Genomic DNA, 25,070 nt, shown 5'->3' with positions numbered 1-25,070 from the left:
TCTTGCTAAATTATGTTGAGCAGATTCAAACTCAACATATGCAGATTGTGGAAAACGCCATGCCAGACCCCAAACAGTTAGCCTCCCTATTAGAGGCAGTAGATACACTAAAAGCGATGGCCAACCCTAAGCGACTCGCAATCTTGTGCAGACTCGGCGAAGGGGAAGTCTGCGTGACCGATCTTTGCAAGGAAGTAGAGCTCAGCCAGTCCGCCCTTTCGCAGCATCTCGCCAAGCTTCGCGAGCAAAAGCTAGTTTCCACTCGGAGAGACCAGCAGACGATCTACTACCATCTAGACTCTCCCGAGATAGCGACCCTCATATCGACTTTGAGGACCCTCTACTGCGAGGATTAGACCTTTTCTAGGCTTTGCCCGAACAGGCTAACTTTCTTAGCTTCAGGCCTTTGTAGATTCGCTGGAAATCCTTGGAAGGCTGTTCAGTCCACTTCAAGGACTCGCCCGTCCTTGGGTGAAGGAAACCTAGCTGCTCCGCATGCAGCATTGTTCGGCCGGCGGGGATGAGCTCACCTTCGAACCCACGGCTGTAAACCTTATCGCCAATGATTGGATGGCCAAGTTCACTGAGGTGGATGCGAATCTGATGTGTGCGTCCCGTTTCGATACGACAGGCCACCAAGCTAGCGCCCTCCAGCTTCTCAAGGACTTCGACGTGAGTGATCGCTTCACGCCCAAACTCTTCTCCCATGGCATTGGTAGTCCCCTCTGGCACAGATCCACGAATGCCTTCGCCGGCGTCCCGCGCGATGCGAGTCTGAATAGTCTGCGATTTTGGGTATCCATGCACTAGAGCCAAATAGCGTCGTTCGATGCTGTGAGCACGGAATTGCTCCGAAAGTGCCTTCTGTGCCGGGTAACTGCGGGCAAAAACCAGCAACCCACTCGTATCCTTATCAATCCGATGAACGACCCCTAGACTCGAACGGTTGCTGCGGGCCTTCGGATCCACGTATCGCAAGTACTCCAAGGTCAACCGATCCAAGGTATCGACTTCCTCGCTCTCGGGATGCGGTACGGACATGACTCCAGCCGCCTTGTTTACAACAACAAGCTCTTCATCGAAATAGATGATCGATTTCGGGGACATCCGAGGCGCCGGACGTTTTTTCGGGGCACTCATCCTTAGTTCGATACGTTGGCCCGCTCGGACCGGTTGCCCTTGATCCGTGACGCAATTTCCGTCGATGAAGACCTTCCCAGTGTCGATCCACGACCGGGCCTTACCCCATGGCAATTGAAAGTGGTTCTTCACCGTTTTGTCCAGACGAGCCCCATCCAGCTCTGCTGCGACGAATCTCTCCGGTTGAACCTGGTTCGCTTGGCTTTTGTTTCCCTCTTCGATTCTTGGAAGCTGCGCCGCTTAAGGAATTTCATCAACACGAAAGATGGGCGAACCTTAGCGGAATGGCGCGGATCGCTTGCCGAATCACCCACTCAAACCAAGCAACTCGTTTCAGCCAACGAAGCTGTTCAGGCCGTCCTCGATGAGCGCCATCAATTTCCGTACCGAATCGCTGAGATAGCGGTCAGGATGGTGCACCATCGAAATCTCACGCCCTAGGTCTACTCCCGAAATCTCGCGATAGCACAAAGAAGCATCCAAGTCGCCCAGCAATGCCATCTTAGGCAGCAGGGAGACTCCCTGCCCCTGCATGACAAGCTTCAAGATAGTGTCGATCTGAGCGCTCTCGAAACGAGCCTTGGGACGGGCCTTGGTCTTTTCGTAGAACTCGCTGATCTGCCGCCCTGCGCAATGAATCTGGCTGAGCGGCAAAAAGGGCTCATCTCGCAAATCCTTTGGCAAAATCTTCTTCAGCTTTGCCAAGCGATGGTCGGAAGGCATGACCAAGACGAAAGGCTCCCGGCCGACTATTTTAACCAGCAACTTCGGCACATCGACCGGCGTGGACATCAAAGCGAAATCGAGGCTACCATCGACGATGCTCGCCAACAGCCCTTCGGTAAAATTCTCCTGCATCTGAAACGGAGGGATATCCTCCTTTTCCGCGTGGCTGACGATGAAAGGGATCAAGTAAGGAGCGATGGTGAGGGTCGCCCCAAAATGGGCCTCTCCCCCAGAGGCAACCGTGTCTTTGAGTTCCTCGATGGTACTCTGGTGCATTAGAAGCAAAGACTCCGCTTTGGATTCCAGTCGTTTGCCGACGTTGGTCAAAACGATCGTTCTCCCCTGCCTATGAAACAAGGGACCGCCCAGCTCCCCTTCCAATTTTTTGATCTGGATGCTCAGGGCAGGCTGGGAAACACGGCACTCCTCAGCCGCTCGCGTGAAATTGCGATGCCGGGCTACGGAGGTGAAATAGCGAAGTTGCTGCAGTTCCATAAACTGGATTTATCGAAACCATATCTATTATATATTTCAACTATCTTTCGATGTCTGGTACTTTAAGCCCCGTAAGATCCAACCCCACGGCGGAAACGTCGTGACAAACCAATTGAGAGGCTTCACCTCTCCCAATCAAATTATGGCAAAAATCAATACCAGCATCCCAGAATTCAAAGTACAGGCTTTCCATAACGGCGAGTTTATCGAAGTCTCTTCAGAGGACTTGAAGGGCAAGTGGGCAGTCTTCTGCTTTTACCCAGCGGACTTCACTTTCGTGTGCCCAACTGAGCTCGGCGACTTGGCCGACCACTACGAGGAACTCCAGGCCGCAGGCGTAGAAGTATACTCAGTCTCCACAGACACGCACTTCGTTCACAAGGCTTGGCACGACTCTTCCGAGACTATCAACAAGATCAAGTTCCCGATGCTTGGAGACCCTACTGGCGTGCTCGCCCGCGGCTTCGACGTGATGATCGAAGAAGAAGGCCTCGCCCTCCGTGGAACCTTCGTTGTAAATCCTGAGGGATTGATCAAGGTCGCGGAAATTCACGATCTCGGTATCGGCCGCTCGGCTGCCGACCTCGTTCGCAAGGTGAAGGCCGCACAGTACGTTGCAGCCAACGACGGTCAGGTTTGCCCTGCTAAATGGCAGCCAGGTGAAGAGACCTTGACTCCAAGTCTCGACCTCGTCGGCAAAATCTAAGCCATCGAAACACTTTAGACACAGTCCCCTTCGCCTCCAAGCGAGGGGGATTTTTTTCGGTCACCATCATTGCTTCAGTTTTAGGGCTTCCGTAGACTGAAGACCCATTTCATTTTAAGATATGAATCTCTCTCCACAAATCACCCAAACCCTCAAGGCCTACTCCGAGAAATTAACCCGCTCGGTGCAGCTTAAACTTTTCGATGGAAACCACTCTAAGCGTCCCGAACTCATCGATATGCTTCGTCAGGTTTCTGCCACATCCGATAAGGTCGACTTCATATACAGCGACACTGGATTCAATGTACGCGAGGGCCTGACTTTCGAAATCCAGGCTGACAACAACCCAACCGGAATCCGCTTCTCGGGGATCCCCGGCGGACACGAGTTTAATTCCTTCGTTCTCGCTTACCTGCAGTCGGGCGGCATCCCCGTAAAGCTGGACGAATCCGTCATCCGCCAAGTAGCGGCCATCGACACCGAGCTCAGCTTCGAAGTGATCGTATCGCTCGATTGCCACAATTGTCCCGACGTCGTCCAGACACTTAACCAGTTCGCGATCATCAACCCGCTGATATCCTGCGAGATGATCGACGGAGCTTGCCACAAGTCGTTTGCGGAAGAACGAAACGTGCAGGGAGTCCCCGCCGTTTTCCTCAACCGCAAGCCGTTCTCCAACGGACAGATTACCGCGAGCCAAATATTGGACAAGCTCTCTGATCACATCACCGTCGCGCCAGTGGAGGTAGTCGCTGACGAGACTCTTTACGACGTGACCGTGGTAGGTGGTGGTCCAGCCGCATCTGCAGCCGCCATTTACACAGCGAGAAAGGGGCTAAACGTCCTCGTATTGGCCGAAAAATTTGGCGGACAAGTCACCGACACGATGGGTATCGAAAACCTGATCGGGACTACCAAGACAACCGGACCGGAACTCGCCAAAAACCTGCGAGCTCACATAGAGTCCTATCCCGTAAAAATCCGCGAGGAAGTTCGCGTCGATTCGATCGCGAAAGATTCCTCAAACTGGACGCTCACCCTCAACAGCAAGGAAACCATTTCCAGCAAAACTGTCATCCTCGCTACCGGAGCGAAATGGAGAGAACTGGGCGTGCCGGGCGAGAAAGAAAACGTGGGGCAAGGCGTTGCCTACTGTCCTCACTGCGACGGTCCTTTCTTCAAGGGCAAGGACGTAGTGGTCGTGGGTGGCGGTAATTCCGGAGTCGAAGCAGCACTCGACCTCGCAGGCATCGTGAAGTCTGTCACAGTGGTGGAATTTCTGGATACGCTAAAAGCCGACCAAGTTCTAGTCGAGCAGCTGGAAGCCACCCAGAACGCATCCATCATTACTGGAACCGCGACCGAAAGCATCGTATCGGACGGAAAATCAGTCACGGGTATGAACTTGAAAAATCGCGAAACAGGCGAAGTCACACTTCACAAGACAGACGGAGTGTTCGTTCAAATCGGTCTGGCTCCGAACAGCGGATTTGCCAAGGACACCGTTGAGACCAACCGTTTCGGAGAAATCGTGGTCAACACTCGTTGCGAAACCGATCAGGCGGGTATTTTCGCCGCCGGAGACGTAACGACCGTTCCATACAAGCAGATAGTAGTCTCCATGGGAGAAGGGGCAAAAGCGGGATTGTCCGCATTTGAATACCTTCTAAAATCCGCTACGCCACAAAAGTAGTTTCCACCTGAAGGCTCGCCCGAGACGGCGAGCCTTTTTTATTCTACGAGCCCTCTACGCCAAGGGCGGACAAGTATCTTACTAAGTCGATAGTCGCATGAAATGAAAACTCATGCACTTTATCTTGGCTGCCAAAATCTGCCGTGAACTGCACCTCCCAGAGGACACGGTTCTCCAGCACTCCTAGTCGCTCCACCCCGACGCTGAAACTACTGGCACCAACTCGCAGTTCGACGGTACCCGTGTCCACGCTAACCCGACAAGGTGCCTCACCATACATCTGAACCTCCCCAAAGGAGACGCAAACGGGAATGAGGGAGAGAAGAAGCGATTGCTTGATGTTCATTGCAGAAAAGGCGGAGAAGTGCTTGGCGTATCCGTCCGCTGGAAACAGTTTGCAATATAGCAGCAAGCGACAGTGACTACAATGACAGGAATCCCTCCTTTTCTGCCATGAATGTCTCCTTCTTCATTTTCCCGGATTTCCAGTTACTCGATCTATCCGGTCCCCTCGCCGCTTTCGAAATTGCAAAAAGGTACCACGGAGCAGAGGCCTATCAGCTTCGCGTCGTTTCCAAAGATGGCGGGCAAATAGCGAGCTCAAGCGGAGTCGCGATCCATTCAGAGAAGATTGACTCCATAGAAAACGACACGCTTTTTATCGTCGGCAGCGACGCAATCGCCTCCGTCTGCTCTTGCGAACAAAGCCTAGAGCTTCTAAGGACTGCTGGCGGTAAGGCACGACGCGTTGCCAGCATATGCACAGGTGCGTACCTATTGGCCGCTACCGGGCTAGCGGACGGCAGGAAGCTGACCACGCACTGGAGGTTTGCAACCGAGCTACAGCGGAAACACCCAACCGTAAATGTCGACCCCGATAAGATTTTTATAAGGGACGGCAATTTTTGGTCTTCGGCCGGAATTACCGCTGGAATAGACCTAGCGCTTGCCCTCATCGGAAATGATTTCGGAGACCCTGTATCCAAAAAAGTAGCTCAGGACCTGGTGGTCTTTCACCGCCGTCCGGGAGGACAGTCTCAATATTCAGCTCTGCTCGAAGTGGACTCTCAATCTGAACGAATCGGACGGGCGCTCACCTATGCCAGAGAAAACCTACAAGATGACCTGAGTATCGAATCTCTCGCAGAACACGCCTGCCTGAGCCCGCGTCAATTCGCTCGTGTTTTCAAAAGCGAGACTGGCCAAACGCCAGCCAAAGCGATCGAGCAGTTGAGGGTCGAAGCGGCCAGAATAAGAGTAGAGACATTTCCAAGCGAATCGATGGCCGACATAGCGGAAATCACCGGATTCCGGGATCTGGAACGAATGAGACGCGCTTTCATACGAGCCTTCAATCTCTCCCCTCAGAGCATAAGACGCAGCACAACCACAGTGGCTTAATCCAATTTAGCCAAGCAGTCACCGTTTGCCGTAAAAGCCGAACAAACGGTCCCCACTCACAGGTCTTCTCCCTATCGGCCTCCGTATAACTAACAGTCAATGAGGAGCTTGGAACGATAAACGTAAAAAAGAATGCAACCCGAGATTGAAACGAGACAGCTCGCTGTTATGGTTTCGAACTCGCTAGCGTCGATCAAATGCGGACTCTCCACTCCCGCAACGCTGAGAAATCTGGAGCGAGATCATAGCCGAGATGCAAATTGCGCAAAAACTCAAATTCCCATTACTAATCGTTTTTTTGCTAATTTGGTCTTATGGAAACTCAGCAGAAAAGGATCTCCCGCAAACACTCTCCTTCAAGCAACTTAGCCGTTCGGACGGGTTGCCCACGGACACCGTTAGAGCAATCGCTCAAAATGATAGCGGAGTCATCTGGATAGGGACAGAAGGTGGCGGGTTTGCGAGCTACAACGGTTCTGAATATAAGACCTTCCTCCGAGAGCCCGGTAATCCATTCGGCCCGTCAAGCAACTATATCAACGCCCTTCTATTCGACCGAGAAGGTAGACTTTGGGTAGGCACCGAAGAGGGCTTGAATTGCTACCTAGAGGACACAAACGAGATTGATAATGTCGAGCTGATCCTCCCAGAGGGGCTTTCCGGCTCTCCATCGGTGAGAGATATCTTTGAGGATAAAAAAGGCCGCATCTGGATCACCACACAATCGGCCGTCTATCTACAGAACCCCAGTTCGGACACCTTGGCTCCGGCATTGGTGGCCTTCGAAGATCAATTCCATGACGCCTATTCCTTAAATGGCGAGTCGGTCTACCAAGATACCACTGGCAGGATTTGGCTCACATCGTCGATCGGTGTATTCATTTTTGATGAACTAAAAAACACCTTCACATCCCCGGATATAATACTTGGCAATTTGGCCGACCAATTGCCCCGCATCGTATTCGGAATCGCAGAGGACAACGAAGGGAACTTTTGGTTCGGGCACCTGAATGGCCTTTCCAAATTCAGTCCGACAGAAGGGACATTTGAGGAGATCCCATTAACTTCCAATGCAGAAGCCACCGACGACACGAATATAAGCTGCCTACTGAAGGACCAGCGGGGATTCTTGTGGATCGGGACTTTCTTCGATGGTATTCGAATTTTGGATCCAAGCGACAATTCCATTCTAGTCGCAAAACAAGATCCTAGCAATAAATCGAGTATCCAGAGCAATCACATAAGAGAAATCTACGAAGACAGAAATGGTCTCATCTGGATCGGAACAAAATACGAAGGCATATCAATCTACGACCCCTTGATTGAGACCTTCACTCGCTGGACTGGCGACCTCTCGGCTTCAGAAAGCATGACTGGCAAACATGTCCTTTCGATACTGGAAGACAGAGATGGAACAGTTTGGATCGGCACAAAACGAGGCGGGTTGAACGCATTTGATCCAACGGAAAAAACTTTCTCAAATTACACTGAGATACCAGGAGATCCAAGCAGCCTCGCGGACAGCCGAGTCGAGGCGCTCTTCGAAGACGAGTCCGGCATACTCTGGTTAGGAACAGAAAAGGGCCTAAGTCGCTTCGATAAAACCTCGGGAGAGTTCCTAAACTACGAGACGATGGTCGTACGAGATATAGCTCAAGCCCCTGCCGGGAAATTGTACGTGGCTACGTTCTCCGGTCTTGAACTATTCGACCCTTCCACCGGCAAGTTCGAGCACTTTCCAACGCTTGACGGAATCGATATCTCCACCGATTCGAATACAGAGATTAAAGTCCTGTACGAATCCAGCTCGGGGCTGCTTTACGTGGGATCTCATCACGACGGACTATTCCTATACGATCCCAGTAAACAAACATTGAAGCGATACCAGTCATCGGATGCGTCTGCTCCCTCTATCAGCGGAAACCGCATTCGTTCAATATACGAAGATTCCGAAGGCTCGATTTGGATTGGCACACGGTTAGATGGCCTGAACCAATTCGACGAGAAAAGTGGCAGATTCAAGCACTTTAAAAATGAGATCGACTCACGAAACGACTCGATTTTCGGAATAGCCGAAGACACCCGGGGCTACCTTTGGCTCACAACGAACCGCGGAATCATACAGTTTAATCCAAAAAACAACTACCTTAAGAATTTCGGTACAAAACAAGGAATCCAAGGAGATGCATTTGAACCAAATGCCCTATATCAAGCAAAAACAGGTAAGATCTATGCCGGAGGGAATGGTGGATTCAACGAATTCGATCCGCTAGAGATCCAATCGACGAACAGGGAAAAGAACATCATTCTTTCGTCGGTTTCCGTATTCGATAATATTATACAAAGGAAAAACTACACTGGCAATGAGCTCACCCTTCCCTACAACAAAAACTACTTAACCTTCTCCTTCGCCCTCACTGACTATAGTGTTCTGGGACAAAACGAATTTCGCTACCGCCTTGAGGGCTTGGATAAAGAATGGGTTTACAGTGGAAGGCGTAACTACATGTCTTATACTGCGCTTCCTCCCGGAACCTACCAATTTATCGTAGAAGGACGGGTACCTTCCGAAGAATGGACAGGTGGAGGAATCGCAGTGGAAATCAAGATTCTGCCTCCATTTTGGGAAAAACCATTATTCAGGATAGCGGCGATCCTCTTAATAATATTCATCCTCATCGCTTTGTTCATATACCTGACTAGGCGACAAAGACGTAACAAACTCGAGCTCGAGCGCCTCGTGAAAGAGCGGACTTTAGATTTGGAAGAGGCAAATACCCAATTGGCGATCAAGAGCGACGAACTCTCAGCACATCGCTACACCCTGGAGGAAAAAGTCGAAGCGAGAACCCATGAACTCAAGATGGCCAAAAGAAAGGCGGAAGAATCGGACCATCTGAAGTCGTCCTTCTTGGCAAACATGTCCCACGAGATTCGTACACCCATGAATGCCATCGTCGGGTTTTCAGAGCTGATTTGTATCCCGCAAGAGAGCGATGAAAACCGACAGGAATATGCCAAACTGATCAAATCAAACTGTTCTTCACTGAATAACTTGGTCGACGACATTTTAGATATATCACTCATCGAAGCCGGGCAGCTTCGCATCCGGCCAGACTATTTCGACCTTCCTACGATGCTTCGCGACATGGACAAGATGTTCAGGACGCAGTTACCCGACCACCTAAGCGAAGACTTTGAGTTCAAAATGTCAGAAAATGTAAATACAGGTCCTTTTGAGATTTACACTGACCGTAATAGATTAAACCAGATAATAACGAATCTCGTTAACAATGCTCTGAAGTTCACATCCAAAGGATATGTTTCAGTGAAATTCCAGGTTGATCAAAATGAAAATCGGGTCGTTTTTGAAGTCGAAGACACCGGAATCGGGATTAGCAAAAGGAACCTTCCTACGATTTGGAATCCATTTAGAAAAATCGAAGAGGACCCCTCGCAATTCTATCGAGGCACAGGACTGGGCCTTGCAATTACCCAAAACCTAGTCACCCGCCTAGGTGGAGGGATCACCGTCAAGTCGGAAGAAGGTGTGGGTTCAACCTTCACCTTCTGGCTCCCTCTTCACAAATCCCAGGTCGAGGGAAGCAACGAAAATAGAGTGCAAGAGGATGAACCGAAGCCACAATTGTTAACTCAGCCCCCAGCAGAAACGCACCCCCTTCTCTTGGTCGCAGAGGACGAGGATTCGAATTTTACCCTCATTGAAAAGATACTAATCGACCAGCCAATCGAACTTGTGAGAGCGCGAACAGGTGCACAGGCGATCGAAATCTGCGAGACTTCCGACCGGCCAATCGATTTCGTATTGATGGATATTAAAATGCCTATCCTGGACGGAAAAGACGCCACCCAAATCCTCAAAACCAAATTCCCAGGCATGCCCATTCTCGCATATACCGCCTACGCAAGTAGCAGCGAGCAGGAAGACATAATGAAGTATGGTTTCGACGGATACATCCGAAAGCCCACTTCCCGTGAAGCGGTAATGGAGGCTCTAGGAAAATTCATTTCCTATTCGGCCTCCTGATTTCGACGGGCCACAAAGTATCAGCTATGTTGTGGCGACCCTAGATTCAACTTTCGCTGAGTCGCTTCAGCTGGCCCTCATTGAACAATGCATGAGCTTCCGTTAGGATATCTGGAATTTGGTCGACAAAAGGACTTTCGCTCAGTTTCTCGCGCATCTGTGATTTGTCATAGTCGCTAACCTTCTGCCCGGGGAACCAGTGTCCCGCAGCCCCTAATAAATTGTAACGCATCTTGCCCCAATCAACTAAATCTAAAGATTTGGCGTAGGTGAACAGTCTGAGGATTTCTTTCACATTCACACCGTTGGGAAGCTCTTCCCATTCAGGAATCCCCTTCCACCATCCAGAACACCATTCTTTGCCCAAAGCCTTTTCCATTTCAGCGCGAAGCTTAACTTCGATTGGAGCCATCACGGCTTGAGCATTTTCGTAATGTTCAAGCATTTCCAAATGTGTATCAAAATCCTGAGGACAACTGATACCCATGCTCAGAGTGTGCACCTCTGGGCGGGAAAGGCAGAAAAGTGCATTCCACTGCATCGGATGTAAATCCCCGCACAGTTCAGTAAGCTTTTCAGGGGGGGCATAAAGCTTACCTCCCTTGTCATTTGGACTAATGATAAAAACGCCCATGTCGTTTTTGTGAGCGATTTCAACCGCCTCCCAATTCAACTCGTTCACAAAATACCAATGCAAATTAACGTAATCGAACAGGTTGCTGGCATTAGCTTGGCATATGACTTCGTTGCTGGCGTGCGTCGAGAAGCCAATATGTCGAACTCGACCTTGCTCTTTGAGCTTTTGAGCGACTTCCATACAGCCTCCGTCGCGCATGGTTATGTCTAACAATGACGCGTCGTTGATTCCGTGAATTGAAAAGAGATCGACGTAGTCTAGTTTTAAATACGCTAGAGATTTTTCGAAATTCTCAAGAAACAGCTTTGGATCCTCCTCTGGACAAACCTTGGTCTGCACAATCAACTCGTCTCGATTAAAGGACGGGAGAACTTGGCCCAACTGCATATCCGAGGTACCATAGCCACGTGCCGTTTCGATATGATTCGCCCCCATTTCCAAGGAGAAGCGAATTGCCGCCTCCAAATTGGCCTGCCCTCCTGGTTTGATTTTATCCAACGGCATGTCGCTCCAACTTTGCTGAAAGCGCATTCCGCCACAGGTGATAACTGGCATATTGATCTCGGTGCGTCCGTATCTGCGGTATTCCATACCCCTTAGGTTTGATCTGAATTTGCGGATCTAGGCCAACCAAAAATCGTTTGATCGCGACACGCTTCGCAAGAATAGTTTCGCGACAAGCTCGATGCCGTGTAACGAATTCCAGCCATCCTGTCGAAAACTAGCCTTTAATCCAAACCGACGGCCGTAAGATGCAAAAGATTCTGCTAGACGGAAGCTGGCGAGATGCCGTTTCTCCTTCATCAACCTTTCATTCCTTTGATCCGCGTGAGAATAAATCGCTCACCGAGAGATCCTTTCCAGTTTCCGCCTGGGACGAACTGGAGCAGATGATCCAAGCCGGCTCGCAGGCTGCGGAAGAGCTACTAGACGTGCCTTCTGCTTTGATTGCGGACTTTTTGGATACATATGCCGCACAGATAGAGTCTGAGGCACAGCAACTCGCGAAGATAGCTCAAGAAGAAACCGGACTGGAAGCGACATCGAGGTTCCTCGAGAAAGAACTGCCACGGACCATATTCCAACTACGCGAGGCCGCAAAATCCGCGAGCTCAGCTCGATGGACAGAGCCGACTATCGCCAGCCAGGCAAACATTCGTTCCATGCGAGGTCCCCTAGGAGGGCCTGTGGTTGTTTTGGGGCCCAACAATTTTCCGTTCGCTTACAATGGCGTTTCCGGTGGCGACTTTGCGTCGGCCATCGCTGCTGGCAATCCGGTCATCGCCAAAGGGCATCCTTCCCATCCCTACACTTCGCAAAGACTGGCAATCATAGCCCAAAAGGCCTGCGATTCGGTTGGCTTGCCTCGAGCGACCGTTCAGTTTTTCTATGAGACGAAAAGGGAAACGGGCCTTAAGCTTGTCTCGCATCCTCAAGTAGGGGCCGTCGGGTTTACCGGAAGCAGACCGGCTGGAATGGCCCTTAAAAAAGCTGCTGAAGAAGCAGGCAAGCCGATCTACCTGGAAATGTCTTCCGTCAATCCGGTATTCGTTTTGTCGGAGGCGCTCAAGGCTCGTAGCTCGGAAATTGCCGAAGCGCTTCATCTGTCTTGCACCAGCGAATCTGGGCAATTTTGCACTAAGCCTGGCTTGATCGTCGCAGAAGGGACCGAAGCAGGCTTAGCGTTTTCCGACGAACTCGAGGAACTCTTTTCGAAGACAGCCCCGGGAGTGCTCCTATCTCAATCGGGACAAGATGCGATCGCAGCAGCTGTGGGAACTATGCTGGAGGCCGGAGCGACCGTTCTGACTGGTGGCCGCCCCTCTCCGACAAAACATATCGGTTATCTGCCAACTCTTTTACGCATAAGCGCGACTGAGTTTTTGAAACGGCCCACCCCTCTGCAAAGCGAAGCATTTGGACCTGTCGCTCTCGTGGTCATTGCCGCCAATCCTGATGAAACGCGAGCGATTGCACGAACTTTGCAAGGAAACCTCACAGCGAGCATTTTTTCCGGATCGAGCGGCGAAAACGAAAAAGCGTACGCACCGCTTGCCCGCACACTGCGTGTCAAGGCAGGCAGGCTTCTGAACGACAAAGTCCCCACAGGCGTAACTCCTTGCCCGGCCATGAACCACGGTGGACCGTATCCAGCAACCGGGCACCCAGGGTTCACCGCTGTTGGTTTCCCGGCCAGCATGCTTCGATTCAGTGCCCTACACTGCTACGACAACGTCAGAGAAGATAGGCTTCCTCCTATTTTGAGAAACCGTAACCCAATCAGTGGACTGCTGCGATTAGTCGACGGCGAATACACAGACCAAGATCTGCCAGCCTAGCAACGCTTTGCCGCAATCATGTTGTTTGCCTTAGCGTAATCCCGGAGGAGAAGGTTCCGAATCGTCTCTCTAACCGAAACCAACAATAGATCCCACATTCATGAAAAAACTAGTTTTTGCCCTAACCTCCCTAGCATTTCTCGCCTTCGGCACTTCAGTGTTGAAAGCCGCCCACCACGAGGAAGACGCCGTCACCCCGACTAGCGTCATCCATGTCGTAACAGTTTCCTGGAAAGAAGACGCCACTGAAGACAGCATAAAGGCTGCCCTCGAAAGCGTTGTAACACTCGCCCACGACTATGAGGGAATCGAGCGGGTTTGGATCAAAACCATAAAAGCTCAAGGCGACCGTACCCATGCATTTGTCATGGAGTTCAAGAGTGAACAAGCACTGAAGGACTACGCAGGTAGCGACGCTCAGAAGAAGTGGTACGAGTCCTACTTGCCAGTTCGCAGCCACAGCACGACTTTCGACATTACAAACTAAGTCGGCAGCTTACTACTCAATTTTCTAAGGCCCGCTTCATTGTGAAGCGGGCTTTTCTGCTCCTAAATTCTAGAGCTTGCAGCGAAAGCCCTTCGCACTCAGCTTCCCCGCTCCTAACTATTACCTCATGGCAGAACTTGGAAAAAGAAACACACTCTCGATTTTGAACGAATCGCCGCACGGGCTCTACCTAGACGGTGGCGAGCTGGGAGATATCTTGTTGCCAAACGCCTACGTGCCCAAAGGCGTGACTCCCAATTCCAAAATCCCGGTTTTCATTTATCTGGACTCAGAGGATCGACTCGTTGCCACCACGGAGACGCCGCTCGCGGAAGTCGACCAATTCGCTGCCCTAAAAGTGCTAGAGGTACACGATAAGATGGGCGCCTTCCTCGATTGGGGACTGAGCAAAGACTTGCTGCTACCATTCCGCGAACAGAAAGGCCGAGTCCGGGTTGGCGACACCCGTGTCGTTAGAATCTACGTGGATGAAGCAAGCGGCAGAATCGTTGCCAGCGAGAAACACGCGAGATTTCTCAGTAAATACCGAGCCGCCTACAAACCACAGGAACAAGTCGACCTCATCGTGATCGGCGAAACGCCACTAGGTTACAAGGCACTGATTAACAGCTCTCATATCGGCCTGCTCTATGATAACGAGCTCTCGGAACCCCTAAATGTGGGAGATCAGTTTAAAGGATACATCAACAAGATTAGGCCGGACGGAGCCATCGACCTCAGGAGAGACGCCTCCGGTTATTCGAGAGTCGGACCACTCGCGGAACGAATTATCGAGGAACTGAAAAATGGGGATGGATTCCTAGGCTTGGACGATCGTTCCCCGCCAGAACAGATTCGTGAAACATTCGACGTCAGCAAAAAGGCTTTTAAGCAAGCCCTAGGTTCCCTTTACAAGCAAAGGCTCATTCAATTTGTTGATGGCGGGGTGGAGCTAATAAAAAAGTAGCTAGGCACGATCGCTTTGAGAGTGCGCCAAAAGGCGGCACCTAGAGAAAGGTCTCCAGATACCGCCCAACCTATTTGTGTCTAAACCTACCTGTAAAAAGTCTATTCGGCAGCCGTCATTTGCTCCCAGGGAGCTTCCACCACCCGAAAACCGTCCGGGGCTCTTCGAAAATAAGTTCCGTCGGAATCGAAGTATTCGATATCCTCATACCATACTGTAGTTGCATCTGTAGGAAGGTTGCTAACTACCGCGCCCATCGGAGCCGCTACCCAAACAAGCCCCTCGCTTGAACGTCGAAAGAATTGCCCGTCCTTGAACAACAACTCGCGCTCTCCGATCCATATGGATTCGTACCCATCTGAAAATTCAACTTCCACATCCGCTGAATCGGAGACAACGGTCTGGGAACCTTGAGAAAGTGTAATCGGGGCCTCGACTACGACATAGCCGAATGGAGACCGAGTGTAGAAGACTCCTCCAAAACGAAAGTAGATCGTATCTCCGATAACGATACTCACGTAGCCTCTTGGAAGGCTTGATACCACGGCCCCGCGCGGTGCTCGAGTCCGCACATAGCCTGCATTCCCCTTCCGGTAAAACGTTCCATTATGATACTGGTATCGATCTTTGCCGACCTCGACTTGCACTGCCCCTCTCGGAAGTTGCTTGTTAATCTGAGTCTTAGAATCCTTGCGGGCAACAGCCTGAGCCTGCGATTTGGACTTGGGCTGCGATTTGGACTCGGTCTGCTGCCTCGCCTCAGCTTGCGGTTTTGCCGATAGGCTGCCGCTAGGAAGCGCAGCGCTCGAGAGCCCGGCTAAAACAAGGCTCAAAGCCATTTTAAAAATTTTCGTCTTCATGTGTCTGATCTCAAAAAGCATTAACTTTGTTATGCTCACTTAGACGAAAAACCGGAGCTCAGGTTGCATTACATTTGCGTAATGAAAATCGACGGCTTCCCACAAGAGACACCTGACCAACTCCCTGAATTTTCAGCCTAAATCTTTTTCGGAAAAAGAGGCAAAAAAATTGAACAATCGTTCATTCGAGCCGTCTTAGAAAGCATGAGACACGCTTAGCGTTCTCACTTTTGGGGTAACAAAGAAAACTAGTGGCGGATCGCTTAGGGGTAGGCGGTCCGCCTTTTCTTTGCTCTATCCCGTGGCTGAGTCCACATGGTCAGTTGGAAGCTAGCAAGAAATCGCCGAACTGATAGGCGTAGCTAGCTGGAACCAAATTCGAACGGATCTCTTCGGTGCCTGAGTAAAAATGGATCTGCTCTGGCATCTCATATTTGAGCTGAAGAGAAAATGTGATGAGGCTACTTCCTCCTCTTTTCAGGCTCCCAATTCGGTGGCAGACGAATTTAGCGTCACCATACTTATTGAATCGCATCACGCAGTACAGGTCTTCCACGTCTGTAGTCGCTTTAACGCGGGCAACAAAGTCAAAACGACCTTTATCGGTAACGAAACGCAGGCCTTGGTCGTTCTGGATAACTCCTGAGCGCTTGTTCTCCAAAATTTCTACTTCTACGAAGCCGTGTCCAAAAGACTCGCTCGCCAGCATGGTTAACGATTGGCTATCAGCTTTAACGAGGCTATCTCCCGTAAAACAATAGGGAGCGTTATTCCTCACCTCATAGACCGGGAGCCAAGATCCGTTCTGCATACAATAGACAGAGCTTTGGCTCCAAAGCGTATTGCTAATAATGATACAAATAGTTAACAATATCCAGCAGCGCTTTTCTCTTATCTTCATATTCATTTTGGCGGACGGTTCCCGGAAGAATCGTCTAAAACACCCCTCCATCAAGTAGCCTGAAAGACATTGATAGATAACTTACGGTCTCTTAGCAGAGCTTTTACACAACCGTACCCTCGCGCAAAAAAAATGCCTTAGTTTTACCTAGTCGGGGCGTATTCAATTCACTGGATACGTAAGGTTTTAGTTCAGAGCTCCGACGAATCGACACATCGAGGCAGAAAAGTAGTTTTTGCGTTTTGGCGGTTTTAGGCCACGTTTTGACTGCTTTGCCCCACCCTCCCCAAATAGTCCTAATTACTGGCTGCAGCTCAGGTATCGGATTCGAATTGATCCAGCTTTTCGACCGAGATCCCTATTGCGTTATTGCCACCGCCCTGCCGCATTCCGCCCAGGAGCTGAGGGAACAGACCATCGCCAAAAGCTCGCGAATCCAGGTCGAGGAACTGGACGTGGCTGACTATGAAGCTGCCTCAGAGCTAGTGAAGAAGGTAGAGACCCAATTCGGTCCTGTAGATATCCTGATCAACAATGCAGGTATTTCCTACCGCGCCACCGTGGAAGATATGAGCCAAGAGGACGAGCAAAGGCAAATGCAGGTCAATTACTTGGGTCCCATGCACCTCATACGAGAATGCCTACCACAAATGCGAAGGAGAAGAGTCGGCAGGATCGTCAACGTATCATCAGTAAGCGGCATGATGGCGATGCCGACCATGGCTTCCTATTCTGCTTCAAAATTCGCCTTGGAGGGAGCGACTGAAGCGCTTTGGTACGAAATGAAGCCTTGGGGAATAAAGGTAAGCTTAGTACAGCCAGGTTTCATAAATTCGCTGGCATTTAAGAAGGTCCTCTACTCTCGCTCCAAAGAGGAAGGACGTAGCTCTTCGGAGTACAAGGCTCATTACGAGAATATGAAATCTTTCGTCGAGAAGATAATGACTCGTACACCTTGCACCTCCAAAGACGTAGCAAAACACATATTCGCCATATCCCGCAGAAAACGGCCTCCCTTGAGGTCCACGGGCACACCAGATGCTCGGATATTTTACTACCTGAGACGAGCCTTACCTCGTTTTCTTTACCACAGGCTACTCTACCGTACCTTACCAAAAATCTCAGAATGGGGGCCAAAAAATCGATGAAAGCTCTTGTAGGAAAAGACACTTCAGATGTCATTTTCAGACTTTTGTTCAGCCTTATCTTTATCGGACTCGGCGGAGAGCATATTTTCCGAGATGTGCTGATTCAAAAAATGATGCCCGGTTGGATGCCGATACCGAGATTGGTCTCTTTTTCGTGCGGAATCTTTCTTGTGGCCGGAGGAGGCATGATCGCTCTCGGATATCGATTGAAGGTCGCATCCGTAATGCTGGGAACATTTCTTATCGTAGTCACTGCTCTGATACATGCTCCAGCTCTACAGGGATACCAAAGTCCTGAGCTTGATCTGCAAAACCAATGGATTTGGGACACCATGCAACGAAGTAATTTCGTCAAGAACCTGTGCCTCCTTGGGGTCTGTGTAATGCTACCCCACTACAAGCTAGGAAAGTGGTCCTTAGATTCATTCCTTGAATCACGTAAGGGTTAGACACCTAAGTATGTTCGGGTAAACTTCAGTTTACGCCTCAACGGTTTGTCTAAAAACCTGATTTTTTACTTTCCAAACAGGCGATCTACCGCATGTTCCGCCCGGTTCAGTAAGAACGTGGAACTATTTCAGTTTTTGCGGAACTAACTTTCCGACTCTTCGGAGTCCGATCAAACAAACTAAACTACAAACTAGAAAATGAATACTAAAGTTATCGCTACTCTGGCGACAGCTGCGGGCCTCGTGTGCGCAGCCAACATGAACGCTCAAGAACTTACTTGGGAAGTAAACTACGGTGTCGAATCCGAGTACGTCTTCCGTGGTGTTGAATTGGCGAGCGAAAGCTTCCAAGGCGGAATCGAAGGCGCCTATGGCGACTACTACTTCGGCCTGTGGGGCAGTGAAGCAATCGACAGCTTCGGTAAAGATTCGACGGAAATAGATCTCTACGGCGGCTGGGGCTACGCTCTGAATGACACGCTACAACTCGATCTCGGCGGCACTATTTACCACTACCCAGACGCGAGTGACGAAACTTTCGAACTTTTTGTCGGAGTAACTGCAGACACAGCCTTGGCTCCAGGAGCTTACGTCTTCTACGACTTCGACCTCGAAGTTCTCACTCTAGAGACATCCATCGGTCACTCGATCGCTATCGACGACGTGTCTAGCATCGAACTAGGTGCCGCAGTTGGTTACGCACGCGAGGATGCTGGCTTCAACTACCTCTACTACAGTGCAACCGCTGACTACGTGTACCAAATCAGCGACAGCACTTCCGTAGCGGCTGGTCTCCGTTACAGCGCAAACGACGAGGACCTCGGCTACTCTCCAGACGGAAACCTCTGGGGCGGCATTTCCTTCACGACAAGCTTCTAAACAGAGCCCCCTCAGGGGTAATGTTTGAAACTAATTTCGAGGCCCACTGCGATAAGTTCGCGGTGGGCCTTTTCGTATGCGCTGAAAACTCTGGGCACTAGGCAAAAAAAGTGCTGGCTCGGAGGCCCCCCTCCAAGCCAGCTATCCCTTTATTGTTGCCTTGATCCTGAACCTAAGCGCGTTTCCGCGCAGTCCAAAGTTTGGAAATTGCTGTTGTTCAATTCAGAAAAAAAGGGCTAACCCTTACTTCTCTCTGGTTATATACCATTAACGTTCTCTCTGCTTGTAAACTTAACCACTTTTCAGATTTTGCCATCGGAGAAATCCGTTTTCACGCAATATTTTCAAGTTTGGTTGATGGTCTATTAAAAGTTTTAACGACTTTACATCCGTCGCACCGATAGCTTTCAAAAAATTCGCCGCACCACCTATTCAGAGCCTATCGACGCAAAGCGTCGTCGCTAGTTCCAAAGACTAGATTCTTTCCGATTCGCCTCAAAAGATGATTCTAAGCGCCGACCTCGCTCGGCTTGCGGCAAGGTATGTAGATTCCGACCGACGCCTTCTTGATGCGAAGACACCGGCAATCCGCACAATCCAGCCAGTTCTCCAACGGAGCGATTGAGAGACAAGGCCTGCTCACTTAGCTCTGCGGCCGATGCGGCACTTTCCTCAGTCAAGGCGGCATTGGACTGATATGAATTCTCCATACTGCGAATCGCTGTATTCACTTGGTCGACGCCATCTTTGTTCTGGGCTACGGATTCGGCAATACTTGCGACAAGATCGTCTAGCTCAGCCGCCTTTTGGAGAATGTCTTCTAAACTTACTGTCACACGGGTGCTGAGCTCAACACCATGGCGACTTTTTGTAATAGAATCCTCGATACGCTCAGACGTTTCCTGAGCCGCCTTAGCGCTTCTCTGAGCGAGGTTCCTAACTTCATCAGCTACAACTGCAAATCCTGCTCCAGCCTCCCCTGCACGCGCCGCTTCTACCGCAGCATTTAGGGCCAAAATATTGGTCTGAAACGCAATTTCATCTATCGACTTCAAGATTTGGGAAATGCCGTCGCTAGAAGTCTGTATCGCCAACATAGCTGCCTGCATCTCATCCATCTGCCCTTTGCCACTGTTGACCGCAGAACGTGTCTGGTTGGCGATGTCGCTTGCGGCATTGGCCGTTTCGGCGTTACGACGAGTGTTGCTCGCTAAAACTTCAAGAGAAGCGCTCGCTTGCTGCATGGACGCTGCTTCTCGATTGGTCGAGTCAGCCAGAGCCTGTCCGTAACGTGAGACTTCACTCGATGCATTATCAACAACTTCCGACCCTACCTGCAGTGAAGTTGTAATTTGCTTAATCTTTTTGGTCAACGAACCGCCAATCCAGAGTCCAAGAGCCACTGCGATTGAGACACCGAGTATCATTACAATCGTGGTTGCTAGGCTGATCGCTTTGGAACTTGCCTCGAACTCTTCGGATCTGCTCGCAGCAGCATCTGCCTCGAAAGCCTTCACCCGAGATACGATGTCATCGATCTTACGGGTCGGTTCGCGATCGATTCCCTTTACCAGCTTATCGACCGTTTGATGAGCCCTGAGATCGCCGGCATCGAAACTCTTGATCGCCTCCCGGTAGGCGTGCCCCAGCTTTAAATGCTCCTCGGCTGCCTCGACGATATCTTCGCTAGGCACTTCGTACTTGTTCAAAAGGGCCTCCAGGTCCCGGAAATTCTTTTGGACGATAGCCTCCCTTTCCTGGAATTTTCCCCAGTACTTGTTGAACTGCTCTTTATCGTGTCCGCGAATCAAAGTATTCTTCCATTCCTGAACCTGGATTTTAAAGTTCACCTGAGAAGACCGAGCGAGATCTGTGGCGCTGACTAAAAATTTTCCCCTCTCAAACACTTGATCCCTGATCTCTGAAATTGCTAAGCGAGACTCCCTCAGGCCACTCAGTCCAACAAGACCAATAACCAAACCGATCGCGGCTACGGCCAAAAACCCTCCCATTAATCGCTGCTGCAATGTCAATTTACTCATGGCTATACTCCAAATTATCTAAATAGATACCCTCCCCAAAGACCAAGGGGGAATGCGGAAACCATAAATACGTCGGACTGAGGCAATTCCTTAGAGGAATTACTCGATATGGGGCGCCTTAGGACTGCTCAACTTCAAGCGCCCTAATACTCATCGAGGTCAACACCCCAAATCAGGCAAGCTCCCAAGCAGGACCTATGCCTCGCTCAGCCTTCGGGAGATCCAGTCGATCAAAGCCCTCATTGCCTCGCCACGGTGACTCAGCTTGGCTTTTTCTTCTCGGGAAAGCTCAGCAAAACTCCGATAAAAACCCTTCGGAACGAATATAGGATCGTAGCCAAAGCCACCTTCTCCTGTCCGAGCTTTGGAAATAATTCCCCGACATTCTCCCCGAAAAACGAATTCTTCACCCTGAGGCGATACCAACGCCAAATGGCACTGGAAACCACCACCTCTTTGGTCCGAAGGCACCGAGTGCAATTTCTTGAGTAGCTTTTCCAGGTTTTCCGAATCGCTAGCGCCTTCCCCTGCGTACCGAGCTGAGTAGACGCCCGGGGCACCATCGAGAAAGTCTACGCTCAGTCCGCTGTCATCGGCCAAAGCCCAGCCATCGTCGGGTAGCAACTCTGCCAGACAACGAGCCTTTTTGAGCGCGTTCCCTGAAAACGTGTCCTGATCCTCCACCACTTCAGGCATTCCGCCGACTGCGGACGGATCAAAAACGTCAACATCCAAACGGGCATTCGCCAGCATGGATCTCAATTCCTGAATCTTGTGCAGGTTACCCGTTGCTAAATACAGTTTCATCCACATCCAGACGAGCCGGGTAGCTCACGAAGCCCCTCATTAGCTGGTCATCGCCAAAAATTTCTTGGCGAACTTTCTCCAGACGAATCGCTTGAGATAGTTTTTCAGTCCGCAAACCACGGTAAACGGATTTGGCTTTATCATCCCCCATGAGGATGGGAGCACGGTAGTTGAAATGATAGTTGAGCTCCCTCGTGTGCAGAAGCTCACTCACCAGGCGGCTGCCACCTTCGAAATAGACTCCGGTTATGCCGACATCCGCGCATTTCTTACGGAAAACAGGAAAAGGGACTTTCATGTTTTCAACCGGCAACACCCAAACATTTACGCCTTCCGTCTCCAGTCTCCGGATATATCCGGTTCCCGCCGCATCGGTCGTTACCACGATCGTATTGTCGCGAAAATCGTCGGTATACATGCTCGGCAAATAGCGTTCCATAGCCGTCCGAAGCAACCCATCGAAAACGAAACGCACGCCGCACCACTCGGGCTCTCCCTCGATACGCGCCGTAAGACGAGGATCATCGTCCACTAAAGTTCCTGCGCCCACGGCAATAGAGGGAAAGAGGCGCCTCCACTTCATGACGTTCTGACGTGCCTGCTCTCCAGTGATCCATTTCGACTCGCCGGTCCGGCAGGCGATCTTGCCGTCCAAAGTCGTAGCGGATTTGGCGGCAAAGATAGGGACTCTATTCTGTAGCCAAAAATTAGATACCAGATTCAGGTCCTCGCATTCCTCGATCAAAATCCGACGCTCTACCTTAACTCCAGCCTCCTTCAAAGCGTCCGCGCCTTTATTCGCGTTCTCCGCCACAGGATCGCTGGCTCCTATGAGAACGTATTTAATGCCAGACTCCACAATTGCTCGAACCCCTGCATCGAGACGGTTGGAGCTAGCCCCGGGTTCAAGAGTCAGAAACAAGGCAGCATCGCTTTTAGGCTTCCTGCCGAGACCTTCGAAAAGCCGGATCTCAAGGGCGGTAGAACTCGGTTGTTCCATGCATGCGGTGGCGACAATTTCCTTATTCTCTACCAATACCGCTCCTATCATAGGCTGCGGATGCGTGCGGCCCCACCCTTTACGGGCTTCTTCAAGGGCAGCCTTCATGTAAGTCTCTTTTTCTGGCTGGGTCATGTAAGACAAAAGTGGCTAAGTCGCACCCATAGAAAGTATTTTAGCGAGGCACGCAATTCCCTATTCCGCAGAAACATACGGATTATGCGCCAGTTCGTCATCGACTGTGGTATTGGGGCCATGTCCGGGTAAAACAACCGTTTCCGGGGGCAAAGTATAAATCTTGGTTCGAATCGAATTTTCAAGCTCCGAAAAACTTCCCCCTGGTAGATCGGTTCGGCCTATTCCCCCCGCGAATAAGGCATCTCCCACAAACGCCGCTCTCGCGGCAGGAAAGTAAAACAAGACATTTCCAGGGCAGTGCCCCGGCACGTGCCTGACTTGGCACTCCATCCCTAGAAACTCAAGCATATCCCCGTCCGATATCCAGTGGTCGACCTCAAAGCCTTCCAAAACGATGTCAGCGGGAAACGCGTAGGAGGACATACATTGGGGATTCTCGAACAGAACCTTGTCAGCGCCGTGGCCATAGACAGGCACTCCTTTCCGCGAAAATTTCGCAACGTCTCCGATATGGTCGTAGTGTCCGTGCGTCAGCAAGAGGGCTACCAGCTCGCAGCCGTCTTCTTGCAATGCCTTTTCGACGGGTTCGACTAAATCGTGGGGAGCATCGATCAAGATAGCTTCCCCGCGTTCGGGATCGCTAAGCAAAAAGGCATTGGTCTGAATATATCCTGCTGGGAAAATCCTTACATTTACTGGCATGGATACCGGAGATAATTGCCCTGAAAACAAACACAACAATCAACCGAAGCAGAAGTCGACGAGCATTCGACCAAACCCTTCCGCCCCGACCAACTTCTGGAAATCCTCTCGCGCTACTTGAAGGCTCCATCCGCCCGCAGGAGAGGCAAAGCCTAGGTCCGGCTGGAGCTTGCCGAGCGGAATCAAAGCCAGAATTATCCCCGAACAGCCGCTAAGCCTAAAAATACGCTTTAAAAAGACGCGTTTTCCCCCTCAATTGCCCCCCTTCATGAAAACGCTCAAATTCGCAGTTCTCCCCGGTGACTACATCGGCCCGGAAGTAATGTCGGTCGCTCTCGATGTCCTAAAAGCGGCTACCGAGCCCGCCGGCATCAAGCTTGACTACACCGAAGCCCACGTAGGTGGCGCCGGAATCGACAACGAAGGCAAGGCTCTCCCCGACTCGACCATCAAGGTTTGCGAAGAAGCAGATGCGATTTTGTTCGGCTCTATCGGCGGTCCAAAGTGGGAAAACCTGCCTCCAGCCGAGCAACCGGAACGTGCGGCCCTGCTCCCTATCCGGAAGCACTTCAACCTGTTCGCAAACTTGCGTCCTGGCCTCCTGTACCAAGAGCTCACCGATGCTTCGCCTTTGAAGGCGGAGAGAATCCCCGAAGGAATCGACATGGTTTGCGTTCGCGAGCTAACTGGCGGCATCTACTTTGGCCCGAAGCGTACTGAAACTTTGGAAGACGGCGATATCCAGGCCACCGACGAGATGGTCTACAAGAAGAGTGAAATCGAGCGGATACTCGATGTCGCAATCGCCTCCGCGAAAGCTCGTTCCGGCAAGATCTGTTCAGTCGACAAGGCCAACGTATTGACCACCTCGGTCCTCTGGCGAAAAACCGCCACTGAATACGTAGCCAAGCACGCTCCAGAGATTGAGCTCAGCCACATGTACGTGGACAACGCGGCCATGCAAATGGCCCGCGACCCAAATCAGTTCGACGTCATCGTCACTGAAAACATGTTTGGGGATATCATTTCGGACGAAATGGGCATCGTGTGCGGAAGCTTGGGTATGCTTTCCTCCGCGTCCTTGGGCACTGGAAAAAACAAGTACGACCTCCCATTCGGACTCTACGAACCTTCCGGCGGAACAGCTCCGGACATCGCGGGAAAAGGCATTGCCAACCCCTGCGCCCAAATCCTATCAGCAGCTCTGATGCTTCGCTACAGCTTCGGCGAAAACGAAATTGCCGAGAAAATAGAAAAAGCCGTCAAGCAAGCCGTCATGGACGGATTCCGTACCGGCGACATTTCATTCGGCAAGCCTTCGATCGGCACCAAGGAAATGGCGGCTGCCATTATCGAGAGACTGTAACGCTCTCTTTCTTAAAACAGCAAACGGACGCGGCGCGACCTATTCGAACTCACGCCGCTCCTCATCGCCGTAAAGCTCATAGCTCCCCAGAACAATCGCGTTCTACAGCATCTAGACTCGGTCCCAAACATACTTAGAC

At 50.9% G+C, this 25,070-nt stretch carries 22 protein-coding genes; 12 read left to right on the top strand and 10 right to left on the bottom strand.

What is annotated here, in order from left to right:
* Positions 1-38: 38 nt before the first annotated feature.
* Positions 39-356, top strand: a complete 318-nt coding sequence (locus tag H5P27_RS06055) for an ArsR/SmtB family transcription factor (RefSeq protein WP_221774621.1) — start codon at positions 39-41, stop codon at positions 354-356.
* A 7-nt stretch (positions 357-363) separates the two neighbouring features.
* Here H5P27_RS06055 and H5P27_RS06050 read toward each other — a convergent pair whose 3' ends face one another.
* Positions 364-1,299, bottom strand: coding sequence for an RluA family pseudouridine synthase (locus H5P27_RS06050; RefSeq protein WP_281384229.1), 936 nt, complete (start codon positions 1,297-1,299; stop codon positions 364-366).
* A 174-nt stretch (positions 1,300-1,473) separates the two neighbouring features.
* Positions 1,474-2,361, bottom strand: a complete 888-nt coding sequence (locus H5P27_RS06045) for a LysR family transcriptional regulator (protein ID WP_185659472.1) — start codon at positions 2,359-2,361, stop codon at positions 1,474-1,476.
* Positions 2,362-2,503: 142 nt separating this feature from the next.
* On the opposite strand from H5P27_RS06045, the gene ahpC reads away from it, so the two are divergent.
* Positions 2,504-3,067, top strand: a complete 564-nt coding sequence (ahpC, locus tag H5P27_RS06040) for an alkyl hydroperoxide reductase subunit C (protein WP_185659471.1) — start codon at positions 2,504-2,506, stop codon at positions 3,065-3,067.
* Positions 3,068-3,188: 121 nt separating this feature from the next.
* The gene (gene ahpF / locus H5P27_RS06035) at positions 3,189-4,760 is read left to right on the top strand and encodes an alkyl hydroperoxide reductase subunit F (protein ID WP_185659470.1); all 1,572 of its coding nucleotides are present in this window, start codon (positions 3,189-3,191) and stop codon (positions 4,758-4,760) included.
* Between the two features lie 43 nt (positions 4,761-4,803).
* On the opposite strand, the gene H5P27_RS06030 is transcribed toward ahpF, so the two are convergent.
* Complete coding sequence (locus H5P27_RS06030; RefSeq protein WP_185659469.1) at positions 4,804-5,106, bottom strand: hypothetical protein; 303 nt, start codon at positions 5,104-5,106, stop codon at positions 4,804-4,806.
* Between the two features lie 107 nt (positions 5,107-5,213).
* On the opposite strand from H5P27_RS06030, the gene H5P27_RS06025 reads away from it, so the two are divergent.
* Both H5P27_RS06025 and H5P27_RS06020 read left to right on the top strand, forming a co-directional pair.
* The gene (locus H5P27_RS06025; RefSeq protein ID WP_185659468.1) at positions 5,214-6,161 is read left to right on the top strand and encodes a GlxA family transcriptional regulator; all 948 of its coding nucleotides are present in this window, start codon (positions 5,214-5,216) and stop codon (positions 6,159-6,161) included.
* Positions 6,162-6,414: 253 nt separating this feature from the next.
* A complete protein-coding gene (locus H5P27_RS06020) occupies positions 6,415-10,209 on the top strand; it encodes a hybrid sensor histidine kinase/response regulator (protein ID WP_185659467.1) in 3,795 nt (1,264 codons plus the stop codon).
* 46 nt (positions 10,210-10,255) lie between these two features.
* On the opposite strand, the gene H5P27_RS06015 is transcribed toward H5P27_RS06020, so the two are convergent.
* A complete protein-coding gene (locus tag H5P27_RS06015) occupies positions 10,256-11,437 on the bottom strand; it encodes an aldo/keto reductase (RefSeq protein ID WP_185659466.1) in 1,182 nt (393 codons plus the stop codon).
* Between the two features lie 161 nt (positions 11,438-11,598).
* Between H5P27_RS06015 and H5P27_RS06010 the strand changes: the two genes are divergently transcribed.
* The 3 genes from H5P27_RS06010 (at position 11,599) to H5P27_RS06000 (ending at position 14,639) form a co-directional block, all read left to right on the top strand.
* Entirely contained in the window at positions 11,599-13,185 is a 1,587-nt protein-coding gene (locus H5P27_RS06010; protein WP_185659465.1) for an aldehyde dehydrogenase family protein, read from the top strand.
* Positions 13,186-13,285: 100 nt separating this feature from the next.
* The gene (locus tag H5P27_RS06005) at positions 13,286-13,672 is read left to right on the top strand and encodes a Dabb family protein (RefSeq protein WP_185659464.1); all 387 of its coding nucleotides are present in this window, start codon (positions 13,286-13,288) and stop codon (positions 13,670-13,672) included.
* A 127-nt stretch (positions 13,673-13,799) separates the two neighbouring features.
* Positions 13,800-14,639: a CvfB family protein gene (locus tag H5P27_RS06000; protein WP_185659463.1), complete on the top strand. Its 840-nt coding sequence runs from the start codon at positions 13,800-13,802 to the stop codon at positions 14,637-14,639.
* A gap of 101 nt (positions 14,640-14,740) precedes the next feature.
* Here the strand turns inward: H5P27_RS06000 and H5P27_RS05995 are convergent, their stop codons facing one another.
* Both H5P27_RS05995 and H5P27_RS05990 read right to left on the bottom strand, forming a co-directional pair.
* Positions 14,741-15,499, bottom strand: coding sequence for a DUF6515 family protein (locus tag H5P27_RS05995; protein WP_185659462.1), 759 nt, complete (start codon positions 15,497-15,499; stop codon positions 14,741-14,743).
* Between the two features lie 319 nt (positions 15,500-15,818).
* The gene (locus H5P27_RS05990; RefSeq protein WP_185659461.1) at positions 15,819-16,406 is read right to left on the bottom strand and encodes a hypothetical protein; all 588 of its coding nucleotides are present in this window, start codon (positions 16,404-16,406) and stop codon (positions 15,819-15,821) included.
* Positions 16,407-16,672: 266 nt separating this feature from the next.
* Between H5P27_RS05990 and H5P27_RS05985 the strand changes: the two genes are divergently transcribed.
* From H5P27_RS05985 to H5P27_RS05975, 3 genes are all read left to right on the top strand, one after another.
* The gene (locus H5P27_RS05985) at positions 16,673-17,548 is read left to right on the top strand and encodes an SDR family oxidoreductase (RefSeq protein ID WP_185659460.1); all 876 of its coding nucleotides are present in this window, start codon (positions 16,673-16,675) and stop codon (positions 17,546-17,548) included.
* A complete protein-coding gene (locus H5P27_RS05980) occupies positions 17,545-17,997 on the top strand; it encodes a DoxX family protein (protein ID WP_185659459.1) in 453 nt (150 codons plus the stop codon). Before H5P27_RS05985 ends, H5P27_RS05980 begins: the two co-directional genes overlap by 4 nt.
* 198 nt (positions 17,998-18,195) lie before the next feature.
* Positions 18,196-18,876 (top strand): TorF family putative porin, encoded by a 681-nt coding sequence (locus H5P27_RS05975; RefSeq protein ID WP_185659458.1) that lies wholly within the window; start codon positions 18,196-18,198, stop codon positions 18,874-18,876.
* 461 nt (positions 18,877-19,337) lie between these two features.
* On the opposite strand, the gene H5P27_RS05970 is transcribed toward H5P27_RS05975, so the two are convergent.
* The 4 genes from H5P27_RS05970 to H5P27_RS05955 all read right to left on the bottom strand — a co-directional run bounded on the left by H5P27_RS05970 (position 19,338) and on the right by H5P27_RS05955 (position 23,565).
* Positions 19,338-20,918: a methyl-accepting chemotaxis protein gene (locus H5P27_RS05970; protein WP_185659457.1), complete on the bottom strand. Its 1,581-nt coding sequence runs from the start codon at positions 20,916-20,918 to the stop codon at positions 19,338-19,340.
* A gap of 195 nt (positions 20,919-21,113) precedes the next feature.
* Positions 21,114-21,725, bottom strand: a complete 612-nt coding sequence (rdgB, locus tag H5P27_RS05965) for an RdgB/HAM1 family non-canonical purine NTP pyrophosphatase (RefSeq protein WP_185659456.1) — start codon at positions 21,723-21,725, stop codon at positions 21,114-21,116.
* Positions 21,700-22,860 (bottom strand): bifunctional diaminohydroxyphosphoribosylaminopyrimidine deaminase/5-amino-6-(5-phosphoribosylamino)uracil reductase RibD, encoded by a 1,161-nt coding sequence (gene ribD / locus H5P27_RS05960; protein ID WP_221774620.1) that lies wholly within the window; start codon positions 22,858-22,860, stop codon positions 21,700-21,702. Before ribD ends, rdgB begins: the two co-directional genes overlap by 26 nt.
* Before the next feature lie 60 nt (positions 22,861-22,920).
* Positions 22,921-23,565, bottom strand: coding sequence for an MBL fold metallo-hydrolase (locus H5P27_RS05955; RefSeq protein WP_185659455.1), 645 nt, complete (start codon positions 23,563-23,565; stop codon positions 22,921-22,923).
* A gap of 268 nt (positions 23,566-23,833) precedes the next feature.
* Between H5P27_RS05955 and leuB the strand changes: the two genes are divergently transcribed.
* A complete protein-coding gene (leuB, locus tag H5P27_RS05950) occupies positions 23,834-24,931 on the top strand; it encodes a 3-isopropylmalate dehydrogenase (RefSeq protein ID WP_185659454.1) in 1,098 nt (365 codons plus the stop codon).
* Positions 24,932-25,070 lie beyond the last annotated feature (139 nt).

The sequence above is a fragment of the Pelagicoccus albus genome, assembly GCF_014230145.1.
Lineage (GTDB): Bacteria > Verrucomicrobiota > Verrucomicrobiia > Opitutales > Opitutaceae > Pelagicoccus > Pelagicoccus albus.
Note: the sequence above shows the minus strand (reverse complement) of the source record. Positions and strands in the feature narration are given on the sequence as shown.

What these genes read in the sequence shown, in the direction of transcription:
- H5P27_RS06055 (WP_221774621.1), top strand. Translation starts at nt 39, where the DNA reads ATGCAGATTGTGGAAAACGCCATGCCAGACCCCAAACAGTTAGCCTCC.
- H5P27_RS06045 (WP_185659472.1), bottom strand. Translation starts at nt 2,361, where the DNA reads ATGGAACTGCAGCAACTTCGCTATTTCACCTCCGTAGCCCGGCATCGC.
- ahpC (WP_185659471.1), top strand. Translation starts at nt 2,504, where the DNA reads ATGGCAAAAATCAATACCAGCATCCCAGAATTCAAAGTACAGGCTTTC.
- ahpF (WP_185659470.1), top strand. Translation starts at nt 3,189, where the DNA reads ATGAATCTCTCTCCACAAATCACCCAAACCCTCAAGGCCTACTCCGAG.
- H5P27_RS06030 (WP_185659469.1), bottom strand. Translation starts at nt 5,106, where the DNA reads ATGAACATCAAGCAATCGCTTCTTCTCTCCCTCATTCCCGTTTGCGTC.
- H5P27_RS06025 (WP_185659468.1), top strand. Translation starts at nt 5,214, where the DNA reads ATGAATGTCTCCTTCTTCATTTTCCCGGATTTCCAGTTACTCGATCTA.
- H5P27_RS06020 (WP_185659467.1), top strand. Translation starts at nt 6,415, where the DNA reads ATGCAAATTGCGCAAAAACTCAAATTCCCATTACTAATCGTTTTTTTG.
- H5P27_RS06015 (WP_185659466.1), bottom strand. Translation starts at nt 11,437, where the DNA reads ATGGAATACCGCAGATACGGACGCACCGAGATCAATATGCCAGTTATC.
- H5P27_RS06010 (WP_185659465.1), top strand. Translation starts at nt 11,599, where the DNA reads ATGCAAAAGATTCTGCTAGACGGAAGCTGGCGAGATGCCGTTTCTCCT.
- H5P27_RS06005 (WP_185659464.1), top strand. Translation starts at nt 13,286, where the DNA reads ATGAAAAAACTAGTTTTTGCCCTAACCTCCCTAGCATTTCTCGCCTTC.
- H5P27_RS06000 (WP_185659463.1), top strand. Translation starts at nt 13,800, where the DNA reads ATGGCAGAACTTGGAAAAAGAAACACACTCTCGATTTTGAACGAATCG.
- H5P27_RS05995 (WP_185659462.1), bottom strand. Translation starts at nt 15,499, where the DNA reads ATGAAGACGAAAATTTTTAAAATGGCTTTGAGCCTTGTTTTAGCCGGG.
- H5P27_RS05990 (WP_185659461.1), bottom strand. Translation starts at nt 16,406, where the DNA reads ATGAATATGAAGATAAGAGAAAAGCGCTGCTGGATATTGTTAACTATT.
- H5P27_RS05980 (WP_185659459.1), top strand. Translation starts at nt 17,545, where the DNA reads ATGAAAGCTCTTGTAGGAAAAGACACTTCAGATGTCATTTTCAGACTT.
- H5P27_RS05975 (WP_185659458.1), top strand. Translation starts at nt 18,196, where the DNA reads ATGAATACTAAAGTTATCGCTACTCTGGCGACAGCTGCGGGCCTCGTG.
- H5P27_RS05970 (WP_185659457.1), bottom strand. Translation starts at nt 20,918, where the DNA reads ATGAGTAAATTGACATTGCAGCAGCGATTAATGGGAGGGTTTTTGGCC.
- rdgB (WP_185659456.1), bottom strand. Translation starts at nt 21,725, where the DNA reads ATGAAACTGTATTTAGCAACGGGTAACCTGCACAAGATTCAGGAATTG.
- ribD (WP_221774620.1), bottom strand. Translation starts at nt 22,860, where the DNA reads ATGACCCAGCCAGAAAAAGAGACTTACATGAAGGCTGCCCTTGAAGAA.
- H5P27_RS05955 (WP_185659455.1), bottom strand. Translation starts at nt 23,565, where the DNA reads ATGCCAGTAAATGTAAGGATTTTCCCAGCAGGATATATTCAGACCAAT.
- leuB (WP_185659454.1), top strand. Translation starts at nt 23,834, where the DNA reads ATGAAAACGCTCAAATTCGCAGTTCTCCCCGGTGACTACATCGGCCCG.